We start from the raw sequence: 16,785 nt of genomic DNA on the forward strand, positions 1-16,785 counted from the left end.
GTCCCATCATCGCTGCGATTTCCGCTGGATCGATGGGAAGTCAGTGGACCAGCTTCAGGAGGCCGATTCAACCGAGTTTTTCAACGGAATAGACCCGAAGCGGACATTCTCGTGCGCTGATCGCAGTTACCATCGTTGCCGGCAGATGGAATCGACGTCGACACTAAGTGCTAGGTACAGAAAGCCATGACGACCGAAGCAGAAACGCTCGCAAACATCCTTCAGTGGTCTGCTGATAGTCCCGCCTGGCAGCGCGACGCACTGCGCCGACTGGCTACGCAACAGGTTCTAGGGCCAGCCGAAACTGACGAACTGGCTTCCATCTGCAAGGGCGACAATCCGGCTGCCCCGCTGGAAGCGGGCCATCTTCGAGGCCCGAACCGAGATCAGGGGGAGGTCTATCTGCGGCAGGTGCATGGCGTCCGGAATATCAATGCTCTGGCGCCCGACGAACGGCTGACGCTGCACCGTGTTGGATTGACGATCATCTATGGCGACAACGGTTCCGGAAAATCCGGCTACGCGCGGATTCTCAAGAAGGTGTGTCGCGCCCGTATTCTTGGCCGAGCCGAGGAGATCATCCCCGACATCTATGACGCAGAACCAGGCACGCCGTGCGCCACGATTGAGTACGCCATCAGCGGCCAGAACCGCACGTGCGCTAGGCAGCTGGGGCAGGCAGCTGATGCTGCTCTTACAGGCATCAGCGTGTTTGATTCCCGCACTGCGAACGTCCACGTTGATGAAATGAATGACGTGGCTTACACGCCGTTTCCGCTCAGACTGTTGGGCGATCTGGCGCAGCTCTGCAAGTCGGTTAAGGACAAGCTGGCAGCCGAGATTGCGCAGATAAAGGCGCAAACGCCCGAAGCGATCAGGACGCCCGTATGCAGCCGAGACACAGCGGTGGGCAAGCTCATGGCTCGGCTCGCCGCCAATACTGCGCCTGCGACCGTCGAGGCGTTGGCCACGCTCATACAGGCAGAGCAAGTCCGACTGGCGCAGCTATTAGCAGACTTGGCTGGTGATCCAGCTCGCGCGGCGCGCCAGCTTATTGCATTGAAAACCAAGATTGAGGGGCAGATTGCACGCCTGGATCGGCTGTTTGCCTCGATCAGCGAAGATAACGCCAATAACCTGCGCCGCCTTGCTGTTGATTGCGACGCCGCTTTTCGCGCCGCAGAAGCTGCGTCCAGCGCGATTTTCCGCGACGAACCGTTGCCGCAGATTGGTTCGGAGGTTTGGCAGGCGCTATGGGTCAGCGCCCGAGCATTCTCTGAGGTGGAGGCCTATCCCGAGCTGCAATTCCCCGTGACAGAGCCCGGCAGCGTTTGCCTGCTTTGCCAGCAGGAACTGACTCCGGTAGCCGCTGATCGTCTCAATCGCTTCGAGGTCTTTGTGCGCGACGACAGCCAGAAACGCGCCGAGGCTGCCCGCATCGCTTATGACCGGGCACAGGCGACGTTCAAGGGCGAAGCTGTTCGGCTGGCCGAGCTTGAGAGCATTGTGGTGACCGTCCGCGACGAACTGCGTCAGGAGGACCTGGCGCTCGAGATCAGGGGTGCGGCCATGCGCGCCTTGTGGCGTCATCGCCAAATCAGGCGACGCCACGCAGATTCAGGCGCCACCTTTGACGTGCCCATTACGCATTATGCGCGTCAGGCACTAGTCGATCGAGCGGCGGGCGTTGAGACGCGGGCGAACGCCCTTGCAGCAGAGGCGGGCTCCCCAGCTCATGCCGTGTTAATTGCCGAAAAGACCGAGCTTTTGGATCGGCAATGGCTTGGTGGCATCAAGGCCGATGTTATGGCCGAGATTGGACGCAAGAAGAAGATTGAAGAGCTCGAGGAGGCCCAGCGGAGCACTGCTACCAACCGCGTCACCATAAAGAGCACTGAGATCGCTCAGGCATTGGTGACGGACGCGCTACGCGCACAGTTTGCTAGCGAGGTGGCGAGATTCGAGATTGCTGATCTCGCTGTGGAACTTCGGCAGCAAAACAGCGCTCAGGGCATTCCGCGCTTCAAGGTCGCACTTACTCGGAAGCCCGCGGCTGCGGTGGGGCAAGTCTTGAGTGAGGGTGAACATCGCTGCGTTGCGTTGGCCGCGTTCATGGCCGAACTCGCCACCACCGAGAACAAGTCCGGGATCGTCTTTGATGATCCCGTTTCCTCGCCAGACCACATGCACCGGGAGGCCGTGGCTAAACGCTTAGTTGCTGAGGCTGCTCATCGCCAAGTCATTGTCTTCACGCATGACTTGGCGTTCCTGTTCGAGTTGAATAGCGCGGCTGACGATGCGCAGCCCAAGCCGATGGTTGCAATTAGCTCCATCAGCCGGGGCACTGATAAGGCGGGCTTCTGCCGCAGCGAGCCACCATTCAAAGCGCGTCGGGTCAGCGATATCACCACAAGCCTGAGGAATCAGCTTGCGGGTGAACGCTACCATTTCGAACAAGGCAATCAAGATGAGTGGCGAAAAACTGTCAAATCCATCGCGACAACGTTACGGGATGCGTGGGAGATTGCGGTTGAAGAAGCTGTCGGTCATGTTATCCGGCGACTGTCCAACAAAGTGTCGACGCCTGGCCTGGTCAAGTTGACCGCGATCACGGTTCTAGACTGCGAGGCAATGCGGGACGGGTTTGGGCGCTGTTCCGAACTACTGCATAGCGCCGCCGCTGCGTTGAATCGCCCGCTACCTCGGCCAGACGCTCTAACAGCCGAGATCGAAGCTTTGGCGACATGGACGGACAGCCTTCGGCAGCGCCAGGCCGCAGCGAGATTGTCTTGAGTTACTGATAGCACCCGAGTGTTAGCGATGACTCAACGGCCAGAGCATTTCCGCTCTTGGCCGCTAGCTGACGTTTCAGGAGCTTCGGAAGTTTGGCAAGTGTCATGAGAGACTTTCCGACGACGTCGTTAGCTATGGAGGCAGTAGAATGACTACACCCGCTTGCGATACCGAACTGGTCCGGGTTTTGGCGGCTGCAGACTTGGTGACGGTGAACAGAGAAGAGTCTGTTGCATGGCTGGAGCGTCCTCTGGTTGCTTTCGGCGGTCAGACGCCGCGGGCGCTTGTCGCCTCGGGTCGGACGGACGATGTCATCTGCTATCTCGGCTCTCTTTCTAGCGGATTTGTTGGATAGTCTGGGCCTAGGAATCTCCCAGCTCAATCCGGCCCGAGTAGTCTCGTTCTGAGAAGATCCGCTCTGAACCCGATGGGATGGAAACGTCGGCGCCTGCAATTGACCCTACTTTCAGTAGTCCAGCTAGCCAGCGCCGCGGCCGCTACTGGTATGTGCCGCTAAGTGTGGACCTGATGCGCGCCCGGCGTACTCAACTCCTGCATCTGAAGAAAGAATCTCCACTGGCTGTTTCCCTCCTGGTGCAGGCCGGGGCGGTAGCTGCAGTCACGTCATCAGTTTGGCCAGTCTCTGGGGCACTGACCATCAAGTGGACTAACGGTGAGGTGCCTTTTCTGTGATCTCCGCACCGCGGATAGGTTTGGCCGAAGCTGTGCGAATGGCCTTGGCGTCCAGTCGCGATTCGCGGGACTCTTATTCAGTGCTCGAGGCTGCGCGGCGCGGACCCGGAAAAGCGGGCGGCAGTCCGCCCATCTCCAGGTTCGGCCGAGTGGTGTAGAACCGTTCGGGGGCCGCGTTGGGCGGACAGATGTGAGAAAGCAGCCCGTCCGCATAGATCCGCGCCTGCTCAGCCAGGGCCCGGTTCTCCGGCACCTGTGAGTCACGGAAATTCCAATGGGTTTGCCGCATCGCGCCAACTTCCCCGCGAACCTCATCCAGGAAGTTCCGATGCTCCTCCAACCAGTCAGTCCTGGCCGACCGCGGGACGAGGGGAAAGCGACCGTAGCCATTGCCATCAAACGCGGGGGGACGCTTTGTGTACCAACGGACCCACGCGTTGAACTCGCGAATGCGGGCCCGCGTGGCTAGCTTCGGTGTCACGGGCGTGTTGGTCTGCATGCGCCAATCGGCCTCGGTGATCCATCGATTCGACAGCACGCGGTCACTGGCCAGTTGCTTGATCAGCTGCGTGACGTTCCGGGGTATCTCCAGTAGTTCGCCCATCCACACGATCGACGCCGTCAGTGCTTTTCGTATCGCGATGGCGTTCTCCAGTTCGACTTGGTGCATCGCTTCCCGGAACAGGGCGACGAGTACGGCGGTGGCGTCCGGAGAGGCCTCGTTCACCAGCTTGTGCAGCATCGCGCTGTAGGCGGTCTCCACGCCGTGTTCGATGGCCGGTTCGTCGGCGCCCAGGAACATCGCGTACAGGCCGTAGTCGCGGTCATGGGCACGCATCCAGCCGCGCTCCGCCGCGTACTGTTGGATGAAGTCGGTATACACCGCCGGAGCCAGGTCGCGGGTGGCCAGAAAGGACCAGAGCGTCGACTCGAAGGCGCGGGTCGCGCCGGCATAGGGGCCTGGCCCCCCGTCCTCCGGGTGGTCCCAGGCGTCCACGAGCTCTAGCAAGGTCTTGCCGTCCACCAGCGGCATCTCGTCGGGGTCGGACGCCGAGGCTTCGAGGCGCTCGAAGTGCCGGCGCCGACCGTGGGTGCCGAAGCATTTGTGGTCCAGCTGTTCGTTGGTCAGGCCGGAGATCTGGCGGACCCGCCAGTACCAGAACCAGTTTCGGGCGCGGTAGGCCAGATCTTGCGTGGGGCGCATGCCGGTGGCTTGGAGTGGAGAACTCCCCAATTATGCCCGGGTTGTGCCCGCCAACCGCGCTCGCTGGAATAGGGGGGTTATCACGGCATCCGACACGGAGCGCCCCATGCGCACAAAACCCTGTATTGCTCCCTCGATCGTCCCGGTGTCCGGGCGGGCGCTGTGGCAGGCCCTGGGCTTTGCCAACGAGCGGGCGTTCCAGCGGGCCAGGCAGGCCAACCAGGTGTCGATCCCGCTCTATCCGCTCCCGGGCCAGGCGCGTGGCGTCTACGCCCGGTCCGATGACCTGGCCCACTACCTGGCCAGCCTGAACCCCTCGCCCCCCGACAGGAGCACCGCCCCATGACTACCTAGCCCAGCGTGTAGGGGCTGGAAACGGCAACGGCCCGGGGTGAAGACCCGGGCCGCTGTTGAGGCACTGCACTTGGACCACCGCAGTGACTCCCAGTCTAGCAGACCGGACGCGCCCGTCCAACGGCCCGCCTGGTTGCGCCGATTCGTGCCCGCCGCCGGCGGGCACGCCTTGTTACCGACATGCCATCGCCGCACCGCGGCGATGACGGGAGCCTTTTGCCCATGAACATGCTTTCCCATCTCGCGCCCACCGGGCGCCGTCCGACCTCACCTACACCGGCCGACGCGCCCCTTGGCCTTGCGCGCCAGCGCCTGCTGTCCCAGGCCCTGCTGCAAGCCCAGCGTGGCGCCGAATCGACGGAGGATCTGCGCCTGGACCTTCCGCCGCCGGGCGAGGTGCGCATCCGCAATCTCGTGCACCGGGGCGCCCCGCGGCCGGTGTTCAAGACCACCTCCGTCAAGCTCGGCCGCGTCGTTCAATGCGAGTCCGCGCTCGAGCACGAGGCGGCCCTGCTGCTCGATGTCAGCCCCGCCGTGCAGGCCTTCGCCGAGCAGCCGGTACGCATCCACTACCCGACGCAGGACGGGTCGCGCAGCCACATCCCCGACTTCGCAATGCTCGTCGCGGACGGGCTCATGTTCGTCGAGATCAAGTTCGAGAAGGATGTCGACACCGAGGTGCGTGAGCGCACCTGCTATCTGGAGGGGCAGCTCGGTGCCCTGGGCGTCGGCTACCGCCTGCTGACCGAGCGTCATCTGCGCGAAGGGCACTACGTCCAAAACGCACTGCGCGTGCTACGGCGGGCGCGCCACGCGATCAGCGAGGTTCAGCTGCTGGCGACGCTGGAGAAACTGCGCGCCGCGGACCGCGTTCCGCTCGCCGCGTTCGGCTGGAGCGTTGCCGACAGCCAGGAGGCCGTCGGCATCGCCAAGCTGATCATGAGCGGCCAGGCGGCCATCGATCCCAACGGCCCGCTGTCCGACCGCAGCTGCGTCTGGCTCGCCCGCGAAACCGCCTGCGCCGGAGGTGCCGCATGATCGGCGGCAGCTTCAGCGTCGGCCAACGCCTGACGCTCAATAACCAGCGCCATCGCGTCCTGCGTGATCTGGGCGAGGGGGTCATTGCCGTCGAGGACCTCGCCACCGGCCGCATTGCCCAGCACACCGTGGCGGATCTGCTCAAGGAATGGAAGGCGGGGAGTCTAGTCCTCGATGGCGGGGCCACGACCCCGGACAGCGCCCGGCAAAAGGCGATCGACAGCGCCCATCTGGACGCCTTCCGCCAGAGTTACAACGAGGCCGAGCAGGACCGGGCCAAGGCCCGGCTGGCGTTCGTGGAGCGATTGGAGAAGCTGCCGCGAACCTGTGAAGTGATGACCCCGATCATCCAGGAGATCTGGGACGACAAGAAGCTCTGGAAGAACGGGCAGCCACTGAAGAAGTGTCCGCACTTCACCACGGTGGTGAACTGGATGGTCGCCTACCAAGGCAGCGGACGCGATATCCGGAGCCTGGTCGACGGGCATGAACGCAAAGGCAATTGCACCGGGCGACACCCCGAGATCGTCCAGACCCTTGCCCGCGAACTCATCGAGACGCGCTATCTGACCCAGGAGCGCCCGTCGCTAAAGACGGTGCGACGCGAGGCGGCCGGCCTGATTGCCCGACGCAACGCCACGCGCTTGAAGTCTGAGCAGCTGGCGACCCCGAGCTACAACTACTTCAAGTCGCTCGTCCAGGAATTGGCCCCGTACGATGTCTATCGGGCGCGCTACGGCCAGCGCGCTGCCGACATCAAGTTCCGGGCCGCGGGTCGCGGCGTGGTGGCCGTGCGACCGCTCGGCCGCGCCGCGATGGATCACAGCCGCATGGACCTGTTTGTGGTGGACGACCGCACCGGTCTGCCGCTGGGTCGGCCGTGGCTCACGCTGGTCATCGACGAATACAGCCGCTATGTGCTGGGTTACTACCTCGGGTTCGAGGAGCCGAGCAACGTCAGCATGACCCGGGCGCTGCGCCATGCCCTGGCCCCGAAGGATGAGTGCCCCGACACCCGCTGTGCCTGGGACGCCTGGGGCGTAATGGAGCTGCTGGTCGTGGACAACGGTCTGGAGTTTCATGCCCGCGCCTTGGAAGCCGGCGCCGGCCGCTACGGCATCGACGTGCAGTTCTGCCCGCGCCGCAAGCCCTGGTACAAGGGCAAGGTGGAGCGGTTCTTCGGCACGATGAACACCGGGCTGCTGGTGGACATGAAGGGCAAGACCTTCTCCAGCGTCCTGCTCAAGGGCGACTACGACCCGGCCAAGCACGCCGTGATGAGTCTGGCCACGCTGCGCCGGGTGCTGCAGATGTGGATCGTGGACGTCTACCATCAGGAGGTGCACTCCGGGCTGGGCATGACGCCTCAGGAAGCCTGGAACAACGGCATCCAGCAGGTCGATCGCTACCTCCCGCCGTCCTCGGTGGCGATGGACGCCGCCTTCAGCGCCTCGTGCCATCGTGAGCTGACCCACAAGGGTATCGAGTTCGATTCGCTGCTCTACAACTCCCGCGAACTGGGCGCCCTGCGTGAGCTTCACGGCAGCCAGATCAAGGTCGAAGTCCGCACCTGCGACGACGACCTCGGCCACGTGGTAGTGGTCTCGCCCGACCAGGTCACCCTGATCAAGGTGCCGGCCCTGGATCCCGAGTACGCGCTCGGCCTGACGCGCTGGCAGCACAAGGTCTGCAAGCGATTCCAGCGCCGCGTCCAGGAGGACGATGCGCGCGAGATTACGCTGCTCGAGGCTCGCCAGCGGATCCGGGCATTGATTGAGGAGGACATGCGGCTGGGGTCGCGCAAGTCGCGCAAGACCCAGCAGCGATTCATGGGCGAAGGGGCAGCGGCTGCGGACACCGCGGCATCCGGGGCTGCCAGCCAGGCGCCTGCAGAAACTGCGACTCCCGCCGTTGCCGGACCCGCACCGACCTCCGCGGTGCCGCCCGCGCCGGTCGCGAAGCCCAAGAAGGCGGCGGCCAACCCGTCGCCGCGGCCGAAGTCGACGCCCGAGGCACCTCGCGCGGAGGACGAGGACGACGACAGCGTTCCGACCTTTACCAGCCGCAAGGTCAGGCAGGGGGTGGCTGCATGAGCCGCAAGAAGGAGCTGACCCAGTATCGAGACATCGTGTCCCGAATCCGGATCGACCACAACGCCTATGCGGATATCCTCGATGAGCTGACTGAAGCGTATGACGCGGTGGGCACGACGGCGACGCCGGTGTGCCTGCTGATCACCGGCGAAAGTCGCACCGGCAAGTCCAGCGTGGTCCGGGATCTCCTGGAAACCTACCTGCCCACCCAGGTGGATGACCGCACCATCCGGACCGTCGTCTACGCCGTGGCGCCGGCGAAAGCCACGGTGAAGTCCCTGCTCGAGTCCTTGCTCCATGGGTTGGGCGATCCGTACTGGAGCCGGGGCTCCCTGGGCAACATGACCCAGCGTCTGTACACCCTGCTCGACGCCGTGCAATGCAAGATGATCATCCTCGATGAGTTCCAGCACCTGTGCGACAAGGGGCAAAAGCAGCTACTGCACATGCTCGCGGACTGGCTGAAGGTCCTGCTGGAGAGCCGCAAGTACGGCCTGGTGGCCGTGGGGTTGCCGACGGCGGCCTCGGTTGTCCATGGTCACCCCCAATTGGCCGGCCGTTTTGACGACGAGCTCAAGATGCCGCTCTTCGACTGGCGGGACAAAGGCTCGTCCGCCCAGTTCCGGGCGATCCTGCGCCAGTTCCAGAAGGAAGTTCACCCCTTCCAGCTCCCGGCGCTCGACAGTCGAGAAATGGCGCTCCGTGTCTTTCTCGCCAGCGCGGGCCGCATTGGCCTGGTGGCCAAGCTGCTGGACCGAGCGGTGCGCAATGCCGTGCGCGCGGGAACCGTCAACATCGGATTGGACGACCTGAAGAAGGCGTATGCCCGCGCCATCTGGTCTGCCCGTCTCTTCCCGGTGCCCGGCGGTCCGTTTGGCGCGGACACCACAGCGCTGTTGGCCAAGGGTGTGCAGGAAACAGTCTTCGCCAATGCGGCGTTAGAGGAGGTGGCGGACAAGAGCGCCGCCGTCGCGGTCTACGGCAAGAACAAGCCGATGCCCGTCCCGGCCGCCGCCGCCGACGACGACGATGAAGAGGAGCAGCAGCGGGAGCCGCCCGCGGGCCCGCGGCGGGCCCGGCAGGCGTCGCCAAAAGCGAAGAAGGCGAAAGGCCGCCCGCCGATGCGTCGGCGGCCCGACCCAAAGAAAGAGCTGAGGAAAGCCCTATGAAGCTGGTCGTCACGGCGCGACCGGCACCGACTGAGTCGCTGATGGGCTTTGTTCTGCGGCTGACGGAACTCAATGGCTATCCGAGCACGTCCTATGTGCTCGCCGCCATGGGCAAGGAGTGGTACCTGCCGAACGTGGGTCGGCTCGATGCCGCCAAACTGGCCACCCTCGCGGGACTGGACCAGGGCGACATCAACCGACTGACGCATAGGCCTGCGGAGCGGCCGCGGGCCTATGTCCGGGTCTACGGGTCGGACCTGCCGAGCTACGAGGTCAACCTCCGGCACTCCAGGGTCTGCCCCGCCTGCCTGGCGGAGGGCCGGCCGTGCGAAGCGTTTTGGGACCTCGCCCAGGCGGCCGTCTGTCCCGTGCACCAGGTTCACCTTGCGTCGGAATGTCCGGGATGCAGCAAGCGCTTGCTGTGGGCGCGTTCCAAGGTGCAGCAATGCAAGTGTGGGTTCGATCTGGCCACGGCCCCGGTCGCGCCGGCGACGCCGGCGCTCTCGGAACTCATGTCCGTTCTTAGGAGCCGGGTATACCAGGATCAAGCCCTGGCGCCGCTGCCCCAGACAATGAGCCATCTGGCGCACCTCGATCTCCGCCGTCTCTGCAAGCTGATCTGGGTCATGAGCGGCGTGGTGCACCAGGCCCGGGGCGGCCGGCGGGCACCGAAGGCGCGCTGCCACTACAGGGACCAACTGGATGTCGTGGCGGCGGCCCTAACGAACTGGCCTGTCGGTTTCCGCGACTTTCTCTCTGCCACCTACGAGGATGTTCTCCAGAACGCCGAAGAACTGCCTCGATTCCCCACCGTGTTCAGTTGGTTGCTGGTGCGGCTGATCAAGAACGATGAGGGGGAGCGATCCGGCTTCGAGTTCCTCGAGCGGGAGGTCTATCGGTTCGGCGCGCAGTACTGGACACGGGGATCGATGGCCCGAGACGAGGACTCTCAGCGTCTTGTTCCAGAGAGGGTTCGGTGGGGAACTATGGGCGAAGCGTGCGAGGCGACAGGACTCCACCAGCTCACGCTCAAGAAGCGAATCGCCAGCGGCGAGATAAAGAGTCGGCGCATCAAGAAGAACTCCACCCGCGCCATCGTCGTCGACCTGGACTCGATTCGATCGCTCCAGCTGACGCAGTACCCCGCGGTGTCGATGCGCGATGCTGCACCTCGGATCGGCGTATCGATTGAGACGCTCAAGGCGCTGCGGGCCAGCGGTGTGATCGCGGAGGACTACCGGTCGGCCTTCCCTGGCAGCTTGACCCACGAGGATGTGGAGGTTTTCGCCGAGAGGGTGCGCGGCCTCGGCACCAACAGGCGTGCTCTCAATGATCCGAGTGCTGTAACGCTCGATGACGCGTTCACGGCCTGGACCGCATCTCCGAAAGAGAAGGCCGGCGTTCTGGCGCGGCTCCTCGCCCATCCCACCATGGTGGTCGGCAAGAAGCGAGGCAGGGGCGTGGGTCGACTTCAGGTGGCTAATGACTTTCTGACGGACTATTTCCAGAGTGCCCGCCACGGTGCCGCCGAATGCCTGCCGGTTCTGAAGACGGCGGAGCGTCTGGGATGCACAGCGGCCGTAGTAACGTGGTTGAAGCGAGGCGGGCACCTGAAGACCAAGCCGCGGCATGGCCGTCAAACGCCATCACTTGAGTCGGTCAACGCATTTCACAAGAAGTATGAGGCGCTGGCGAGGACCGCGGAGCGACTGGGCGTGACGGCCAAATCGGCCTACGCGAGGCTCGACTACACTGGGTTCGACCATGTGAAGGTAAAGACGACGCAGTACACGACCGTCTTCATCCATCGGAGGCATGCGAGCGAGATCCGCGCTGTGCTCTCTGGACGCTAGTGTCGCTCCTGACCACCGCGCCGAAGGTGGCTGATCACCCACCGCCCGGATCCGCCGAGATGTCTCCATGAAGCCCGACACCAGCTCGTTATCGCCCGCCAGACGCGACCTGGCCAGGCCCGCCCTGAGCGCGTTCTTCAACATCTGCGATAAATGGCGCCTCACATCGGACCAGACCCGCACCCTTCTGGGCCGCCCGCCACGTTCAACCTTCTATCGATGGAGGCGGGTTCGCACAGGGGTGCTCACCCACGATGCCCTTGAGCGCATCAGCTGTGTTCTGGGCATTTACAAGGCCCTCCACATCCTGTTCGTGGAGCCGGCGCAGGCCGACGGATGGATCAAGCGAGCCAATTTGGCCACGTTGTTCGATGGCGGCAGCGCCCTGGACCGGATGCTGGGCGGGCAGGTGGCCGACTTGTCCGCCGTTCGTCAGTATCTGGATAGCCAGTGCGGCTGGGCTTAGATCCGTTCACCAGGGGGTTCAGGCATTGCCATCTGGTTAGTGGCGCATTCAGTATAGGTGGCAGGATCACATTGAATGTGAGCACCGGCGTCCGACATGGCCTCACGTTACACCTCTGCAAAGCGCCTGAACCGGCTGCCACCGTTGGAGCGGGCATTGCTCGCTGCACGGGTGCTGCTCGCTGTCGAGAGCGGCCTTGTAGACGACAAGGAGGCCGGTCGAATGCTGCGTGAGGCTATGGGCGTCCAGTGGTCGCTACTCACGGCGATCCAGTACTTGTCCGGCCAAGAGGCGATTCGGGCCATCGATAGCCTCCCCGAAGGCTGGCTCTCGGGCGACATGACCAAGGTTAGAGCAGTTGAGGCGGTGCTGAAAGCCGGGTGGGTTTGCGCCAACGCTCATCCGGAAGGGAAGTCCCTCACGTCCGGCCGACTCGTCACCGCGCTAAAAACGCATCTGTGCCCTGATCGAAGCCGCTAGACGTGGGTGTGGTCAGGAGTAGGCTCGGATCCGCGAGCCCCTTGGGAGCCGAACCAGGCTCGTTTCGATCTCCCGGATTCATGGGCCTATTGAACACGGCTTTTCAGTGGCGCCGAGAACGATTCTCTTCTCCTGAGACACCCCATCGGGTAGCATCCGGGCAACCACTCCCGGCCAACGCATGGACGCCCCGTCCTACGCCTGAGAACGAACGTTAATGCTGAACGCTCTCGCCGCCACTGAGCCGAATGATGGCCTGCTCGAGCGCTACGGGGCCTGCAAGGCAATGGCTCGGGGTTATGCTCAGGCGCGCGCCAATGAGCGAACCCGTCTATCTCTAGCGAGAGCCTTTACTGCCGTTGTCTTGGAATCGTTTTGGGCTTCCCTTGTCGAGCGTTGTGGCGCCCGAATGAGAATCAGGCCGGTACCACTTCAGCTGCCAGCTTTCTCGCGAGAAGCGAAGGCTGTAGCGGTGAGCGCAGGTCGGCTAATCGCGGAGTTTCCGGTAGACCATGCAGGCTATCTGATTGGTTCGATCTACACCGTGATGTTGCCAGACGCACACAGAACATCCATGGGTGCATACTACACCCCGCCACCGCTTGTGGCGCGATTGATCAGCCAAGCACAGGAAGCGGGTTTCAACATTGCAACTGATAGTGCTATCGATCCCGCGTGCGGCGGCGGTGCGTTTCTAGCACCACTGGCGAGCCGGATGGTGGAGGCATGGGTCGGCCAGTCCCCCGAACTAATTCTTGGTCGTCTGGCTCGACGCTTGAAGGGAATTGAACTGGATCCCTTTGCTGCCTGGATGACCACAGTTCTGGTGGAGGCAGCGGTTCTTCCGATTTGCGTGGCTGCCAAACGTCGGATGCCGAATGTGGTTGAGGTGAGCGACACGCTACAGCGCCGAGACGTCTCAAGCTATGGATTGGTGATTGGAAACCCGCCATACGGAAGGGTGCAACTAGACGCGCAGCAACGGAAGTATTTTTCTAGATCGCTGTACGGTCACGCGAACCTATACGGTCTCTTCATGGATTGGGGGCTGCGTCACGTCCGCGACGGTGGTGTTCTAGCATTTGTCACCCCTACGTCATTCCTTGGAGGGCAGTACTTCAAGTCGCTGCGCAGGCTGCTTTGCCTGGATGGTTCTCCGGTTTCGCTCGACTTCGTTGCTGATCGAGACGGAGTCTTCGACGACGTTCTCCAGGAAACAATTCTTTTCGTCCATTCGATAGGGCGCAATGATCGAGCATCAAATGTGTCAAGGGTCTTGACGAGGGGCCTGGGCGGTGCCGATGTCGCGCCCATTGCGACGACCAGGGTTTCAGATGACGGATCTCCATGGCTGCTTCCTCGCTCCAGCTCGGATGCCGAGTTGCTCGAGAACGTCCGTTCCATGCCAAATCGCTTGATCGACGTTGGCTATGCCGTATCTACGGGGCCACTCGTATGGAATAGGCATAGAGAGCAACTAAGGACGAAGAAGAATCGAAACACATATCCGCTCATTTGGTCGGAGTCCGTGACGGCCTCTGGCTTCAGCTTTAGCGCTGAGCGGAGGAATCACGTGCCGTTCCTTGAGGTGTATCCAAACCAAGATCATTTGATCACCACAGAGCCATGTGTGTTGGTGCAGAGAACGACTTCAAAGGAACAAAACCGCAGGGTGCTCGCGGCCCTTCTGCCGCGCCCGTTTCTGGATGAGCACGGTGGGGTGGTCGTCGAGAACCACCTGAATGTTGTAAGGCCGCTGCCGGACGCGCCAGTTTCGCCAGGAACGATAGCTGCACTCCTGAACACTTCGGTTGTCGATCGCCTGTTTCGCTGCATCAGCGGAAGTGTTGCTGTCTCTGCATTCGAGTTGAACGCCGTGCCGCTGCCCGCTCTTGGTAAGCTGCGAGAGCTGGAGCGTCTTGTGGAAAGTGGGGCGTCGTTGGCATTAATCGATCGGCGAGTGGCCGGCTGGTACGGTGTCTCGTGGGAGAACTAATCCCAGTTCCGCCGTTGGCGCTCATCGCACAGCGACTCCCCCTAATCTTTCCAGAGGGGAGCGCCCATCGAAACTATGCAATTCGCGAGATGGCCGCGCGAACTATCTATGTCATGTTCTATGCCGGGGCTGTGGAAGGCACGGATCGCTGGATTCGACCCAATCAAGTGACGGTGATGTCGGACGAACAGGCAGAGATGTTGAAGGATTCAGACAGGCTGGCATGGGTTGAGATGTCGCTGAGCAGGAAGCAGGCTAGGCCGGCGGTTACGTGGTATGCCGGCGATACGCGTGAGCCGATTCGCGACGAGACGTTGCGCCATGCACTGATTCCTGCACGTGCAGTCGTAGAGAGAACGAACATACCGACCACGTCCGACAAACCGCGATACGCGCTAGAGGCCCAGTTTGCAGCCTTGTTTGATGAAGGGCTTGTCGGTGCAAGTCTCGAGAGTGCAATTTCGGAGTGGCAGACGTCCCATTTATCCAAGGCAGCGCTTTCACGGCAGCGGCTAGTCAAGAAGGGGCTGGTCCAGGCTGCGGATGTAGTTTCGGTGACATTTCCTAATGGCGAGGTGCGGGCCCTTGAGGCTGGCCCTTCGAGTGCTATCGCGAAGGCAGTCATTGAAGAATTTGCGCCAAGGTTTTTGAGGCGACCGGCAGTGCTGTGGCTCTCCCAGTCGGGCAGTAAGGTCGTAAAAAGGGATGATGATCTGGCGGCATCGCTGGGGCTAAATATCGATGCATCGAAGGCTCTGCCAGATATCATCCTGGTCGATCTGGGGGATGAGGAGAGCGGTTCCGATATGCTCTTCGTGTTCACGGAAGTGGTCGCGACCGATGGACCTATTCACGCGAGTCGAAAGGTGGTGCTGACTGAGCTGGCTGTGGACGCCGGTTTCGAGCTACACCATCTCGCTTTTGTGTCGGCCTACTTGGATCGGAGTTCCGCTGTATTCAAGAAGAACGTCCCTGACCTCGCATGGGGCTCTTTTGTCTGGTTCGCAGCCGAACCAGACCATGTTGTGACCCTGCAGGATGGTGGCGATGTAAAGCTCTCTTGGCTGCTGAAGTAGAAATCGTGCTGCGTGCTAGGGGAAGAGCGCTATAGCATCGGCCTAGTAGCCTGCCTCATGCCGAGTGTTCCGTGGAGAATGATAAATGGTAAAAGTTATTCCCGTCCCGGAGCAGATTGAAGCGGTGAAGCGTGAGATTCAGCAACGACTAGAGGTCCAGGAAGATACTCCGCCCGAATTTGACATTGATCTTTGGCTCCAAGATTGGCTTCATCGGCCACAGCCTGCGCTGGGTGGCAGACAGCCAGCGGAGCTAATCTCAACAGACGAGGGCATCGCTTCAGTCAGTCGTGCTTTGGGATCCATACTCAGTGGCGCATTTCAGTAGCGAGTACAGCACTGGCTGGCTGAATATCTGCGCCAGACGGGCTTGATCGATGTTACCTCCCGAGCCGAAGCGGACCTCACGAGAGCCTCGGATTGCGCAACAAGGTGTTGAGCCCCCACACTAAGTTGGCACAAGAACGGATTTTCCTCATGCGCTCCGCGGTCCTTCTCCTTCTCCTTGTCTCCTCCGGTGCGAGTGCAGTCGTCATTCGTGACGATGTCCCGGACCTGCAGTATCGAATGGCCGCATCCGAGTTCCCGGCGCTGGCCGACATGCCCGGCGAGGGGCACGGCGTCCTCATCGCGCCGCTATGGGTCCTTACCGCCGCGCACGTAGTCGACCGGCACCATGCTGTGGGCGTGGTCGTAGTCGCCGGTGCTCCCCGTGCCGTGCGCAATGTTTTCATCCATCCCGGCTTCAGGAAGCCTCCCCAGACGATGATCGACTCCGCACTTGCGTCGGGCGATTGGGAGCCTTTTTTTGAGTTCATGGCGTCTTCCGATGACATTGCGCTGGTCCAGCTTGCCGAGCCGGTTCTGGACGTTGCGCCAGCACGAATTTACAACGGCGACGCGTTAGGCAAGGTCGTTCGGATCATGGGGCGGGGTGCCACGGGAACAGGGGTGACCGGTCACCACCTGTACGCTCCACAGCGGACTGACCTTCGCCACGGTTACAACAAGATCAGCGTCTCGGAGGACCGGTGGATCGGTTATCGCTTTGACAAACCGCCGAACGCGCTCCCCCTCGAGGCGTCTACTGGCAGCGGGGACAGCGGCGGTCCGATCCTCGTCGCAACTGGAGACGAATGGCACGTCGCGGGTCTCATGGCGTGGAAGCGCGTCGTAGTCACCGGCACTGAGCTACATCCCGGTAAGTACGGGGAGACAGTCTTTGGCGTCAGACTGGGGAACTACGCGGACTGGATCGAAAAGTTGATCGCGGACGGCGGCATATCTGGGACGTCCCGTTGATCAACGCGACCTAACTCGGTGGAATCGCCCGAGCGGGGGAACCCCGCTTCTGGCCGGTAACGGCAATTGGCTGTTGCCCCGGCGCGCTGACTCAGTCAATTCCAGAACCGCCGATCAGCACGTACCGGCAGCACTGGCCATGCCTGAGTTTGCCCGCTGGGGCGATCACGACTGGAATTTCTTCGGGGCCGATTTGCGCTTGCGGCCGGCAGCGGCGCATCGCGGACCCGCCAAGCGCCTGCATCAAGGGGGGGCAGGGTGGCGATTG

At 62.4% G+C, this 16,785-nt stretch carries 12 protein-coding genes; 11 read left to right on the forward strand and 1 reads right to left on the reverse strand.

Translation table 11 applies throughout. From position 1 onward, the window contains the following. Window positions 1-186: 186 nt before the first annotated feature. A complete protein-coding gene (locus ABS41_RS03470; protein WP_290590618.1) occupies window positions 187-2,793 on the forward strand; it encodes an AAA family ATPase in 2,607 nt (868 codons plus the stop codon). A 766-nt stretch (window positions 2,794-3,559) separates the two neighbouring features. Here ABS41_RS03470 and ABS41_RS03475 read toward each other — a convergent pair. Beyond that, complete coding sequence (locus ABS41_RS03475) at window positions 3,560-4,690, reverse strand: hypothetical protein (RefSeq protein ID WP_290590621.1); 1,131 nt, start codon at window positions 4,688-4,690, stop codon at window positions 3,560-3,562. 106 nt (window positions 4,691-4,796) lie between these two features. Between ABS41_RS03475 and ABS41_RS03480 the strand changes: the two genes are divergently transcribed. The 10 genes from ABS41_RS03480 to ABS41_RS03525 all read left to right on the forward strand — a co-directional run bounded on the left by ABS41_RS03480 (window position 4,797) and on the right by ABS41_RS03525 (window position 16,517). Beyond that, window positions 4,797-5,036 carry a hypothetical protein gene (locus tag ABS41_RS03480; RefSeq protein WP_290590625.1) on the forward strand — a complete coding sequence of 80 codons (240 nt, stop codon included), beginning with the start codon at window positions 4,797-4,799 and terminating at the stop codon, window positions 5,034-5,036. A 230-nt stretch (window positions 5,037-5,266) separates the two neighbouring features. Then, window positions 5,267-6,082, forward strand: a complete 816-nt coding sequence (locus ABS41_RS03485; protein WP_290590627.1) for a TnsA endonuclease N-terminal domain-containing protein — start codon at window positions 5,267-5,269, stop codon at window positions 6,080-6,082. After that, entirely contained in the window at window positions 6,079-8,175 is a 2,097-nt protein-coding gene (locus ABS41_RS03490) for a DDE-type integrase/transposase/recombinase (RefSeq protein WP_290590630.1), read from the forward strand. The genes ABS41_RS03485 and ABS41_RS03490 overlap by 4 nt, the downstream gene beginning before the upstream one ends. Beyond that, on the forward strand, window positions 8,172-9,344 hold the full coding sequence (locus ABS41_RS03495; RefSeq protein WP_290590634.1) for a TniB family NTP-binding protein: 1,173 nt from the start codon (window positions 8,172-8,174) through the stop codon (window positions 9,342-9,344). The genes ABS41_RS03490 and ABS41_RS03495 overlap by 4 nt, the downstream gene beginning before the upstream one ends. Then, complete coding sequence (locus ABS41_RS03500) at window positions 9,341-11,197, forward strand: TniQ family protein (protein WP_290590636.1); 1,857 nt, start codon at window positions 9,341-9,343, stop codon at window positions 11,195-11,197. The genes ABS41_RS03495 and ABS41_RS03500 overlap by 4 nt, the downstream gene beginning before the upstream one ends. Before the next feature lie 67 nt (window positions 11,198-11,264). After that, window positions 11,265-11,663: an antitoxin Xre-like helix-turn-helix domain-containing protein gene (locus tag ABS41_RS03505; protein ID WP_290590638.1), complete on the forward strand. Its 399-nt coding sequence runs from the start codon at window positions 11,265-11,267 to the stop codon at window positions 11,661-11,663. Between the two features lie 96 nt (window positions 11,664-11,759). Next, window positions 11,760-12,143 (forward strand): hypothetical protein, encoded by a 384-nt coding sequence (locus tag ABS41_RS03510; RefSeq protein WP_290590642.1) that lies wholly within the window; start codon window positions 11,760-11,762, stop codon window positions 12,141-12,143. Between the two features lie 217 nt (window positions 12,144-12,360). Beyond that, window positions 12,361-14,139: an Eco57I restriction-modification methylase domain-containing protein gene (locus ABS41_RS03515; RefSeq protein ID WP_290590645.1), complete on the forward strand. Its 1,779-nt coding sequence runs from the start codon at window positions 12,361-12,363 to the stop codon at window positions 14,137-14,139. Beyond that, window positions 14,127-15,215, forward strand: coding sequence for a BsuBI/PstI family type II restriction endonuclease (locus tag ABS41_RS03520; RefSeq protein WP_281174852.1), 1,089 nt, complete (start codon window positions 14,127-14,129; stop codon window positions 15,213-15,215). The genes ABS41_RS03515 and ABS41_RS03520 overlap by 13 nt, the downstream gene beginning before the upstream one ends. A 420-nt stretch (window positions 15,216-15,635) precedes the next feature. Continuing rightward, window positions 15,636-16,517, forward strand: a complete 882-nt coding sequence (locus ABS41_RS03525) for a trypsin-like serine protease (RefSeq protein ID WP_290590651.1) — start codon at window positions 15,636-15,638, stop codon at window positions 16,515-16,517. Window positions 16,518-16,785 lie beyond the last annotated feature (268 nt).

The organism is Arenimonas sp. SCN 70-307 (assembly GCF_001724815.1).
Taxonomy (GTDB): Bacteria; Pseudomonadota; Gammaproteobacteria; order Xanthomonadales; family Xanthomonadaceae; genus Arenimonas.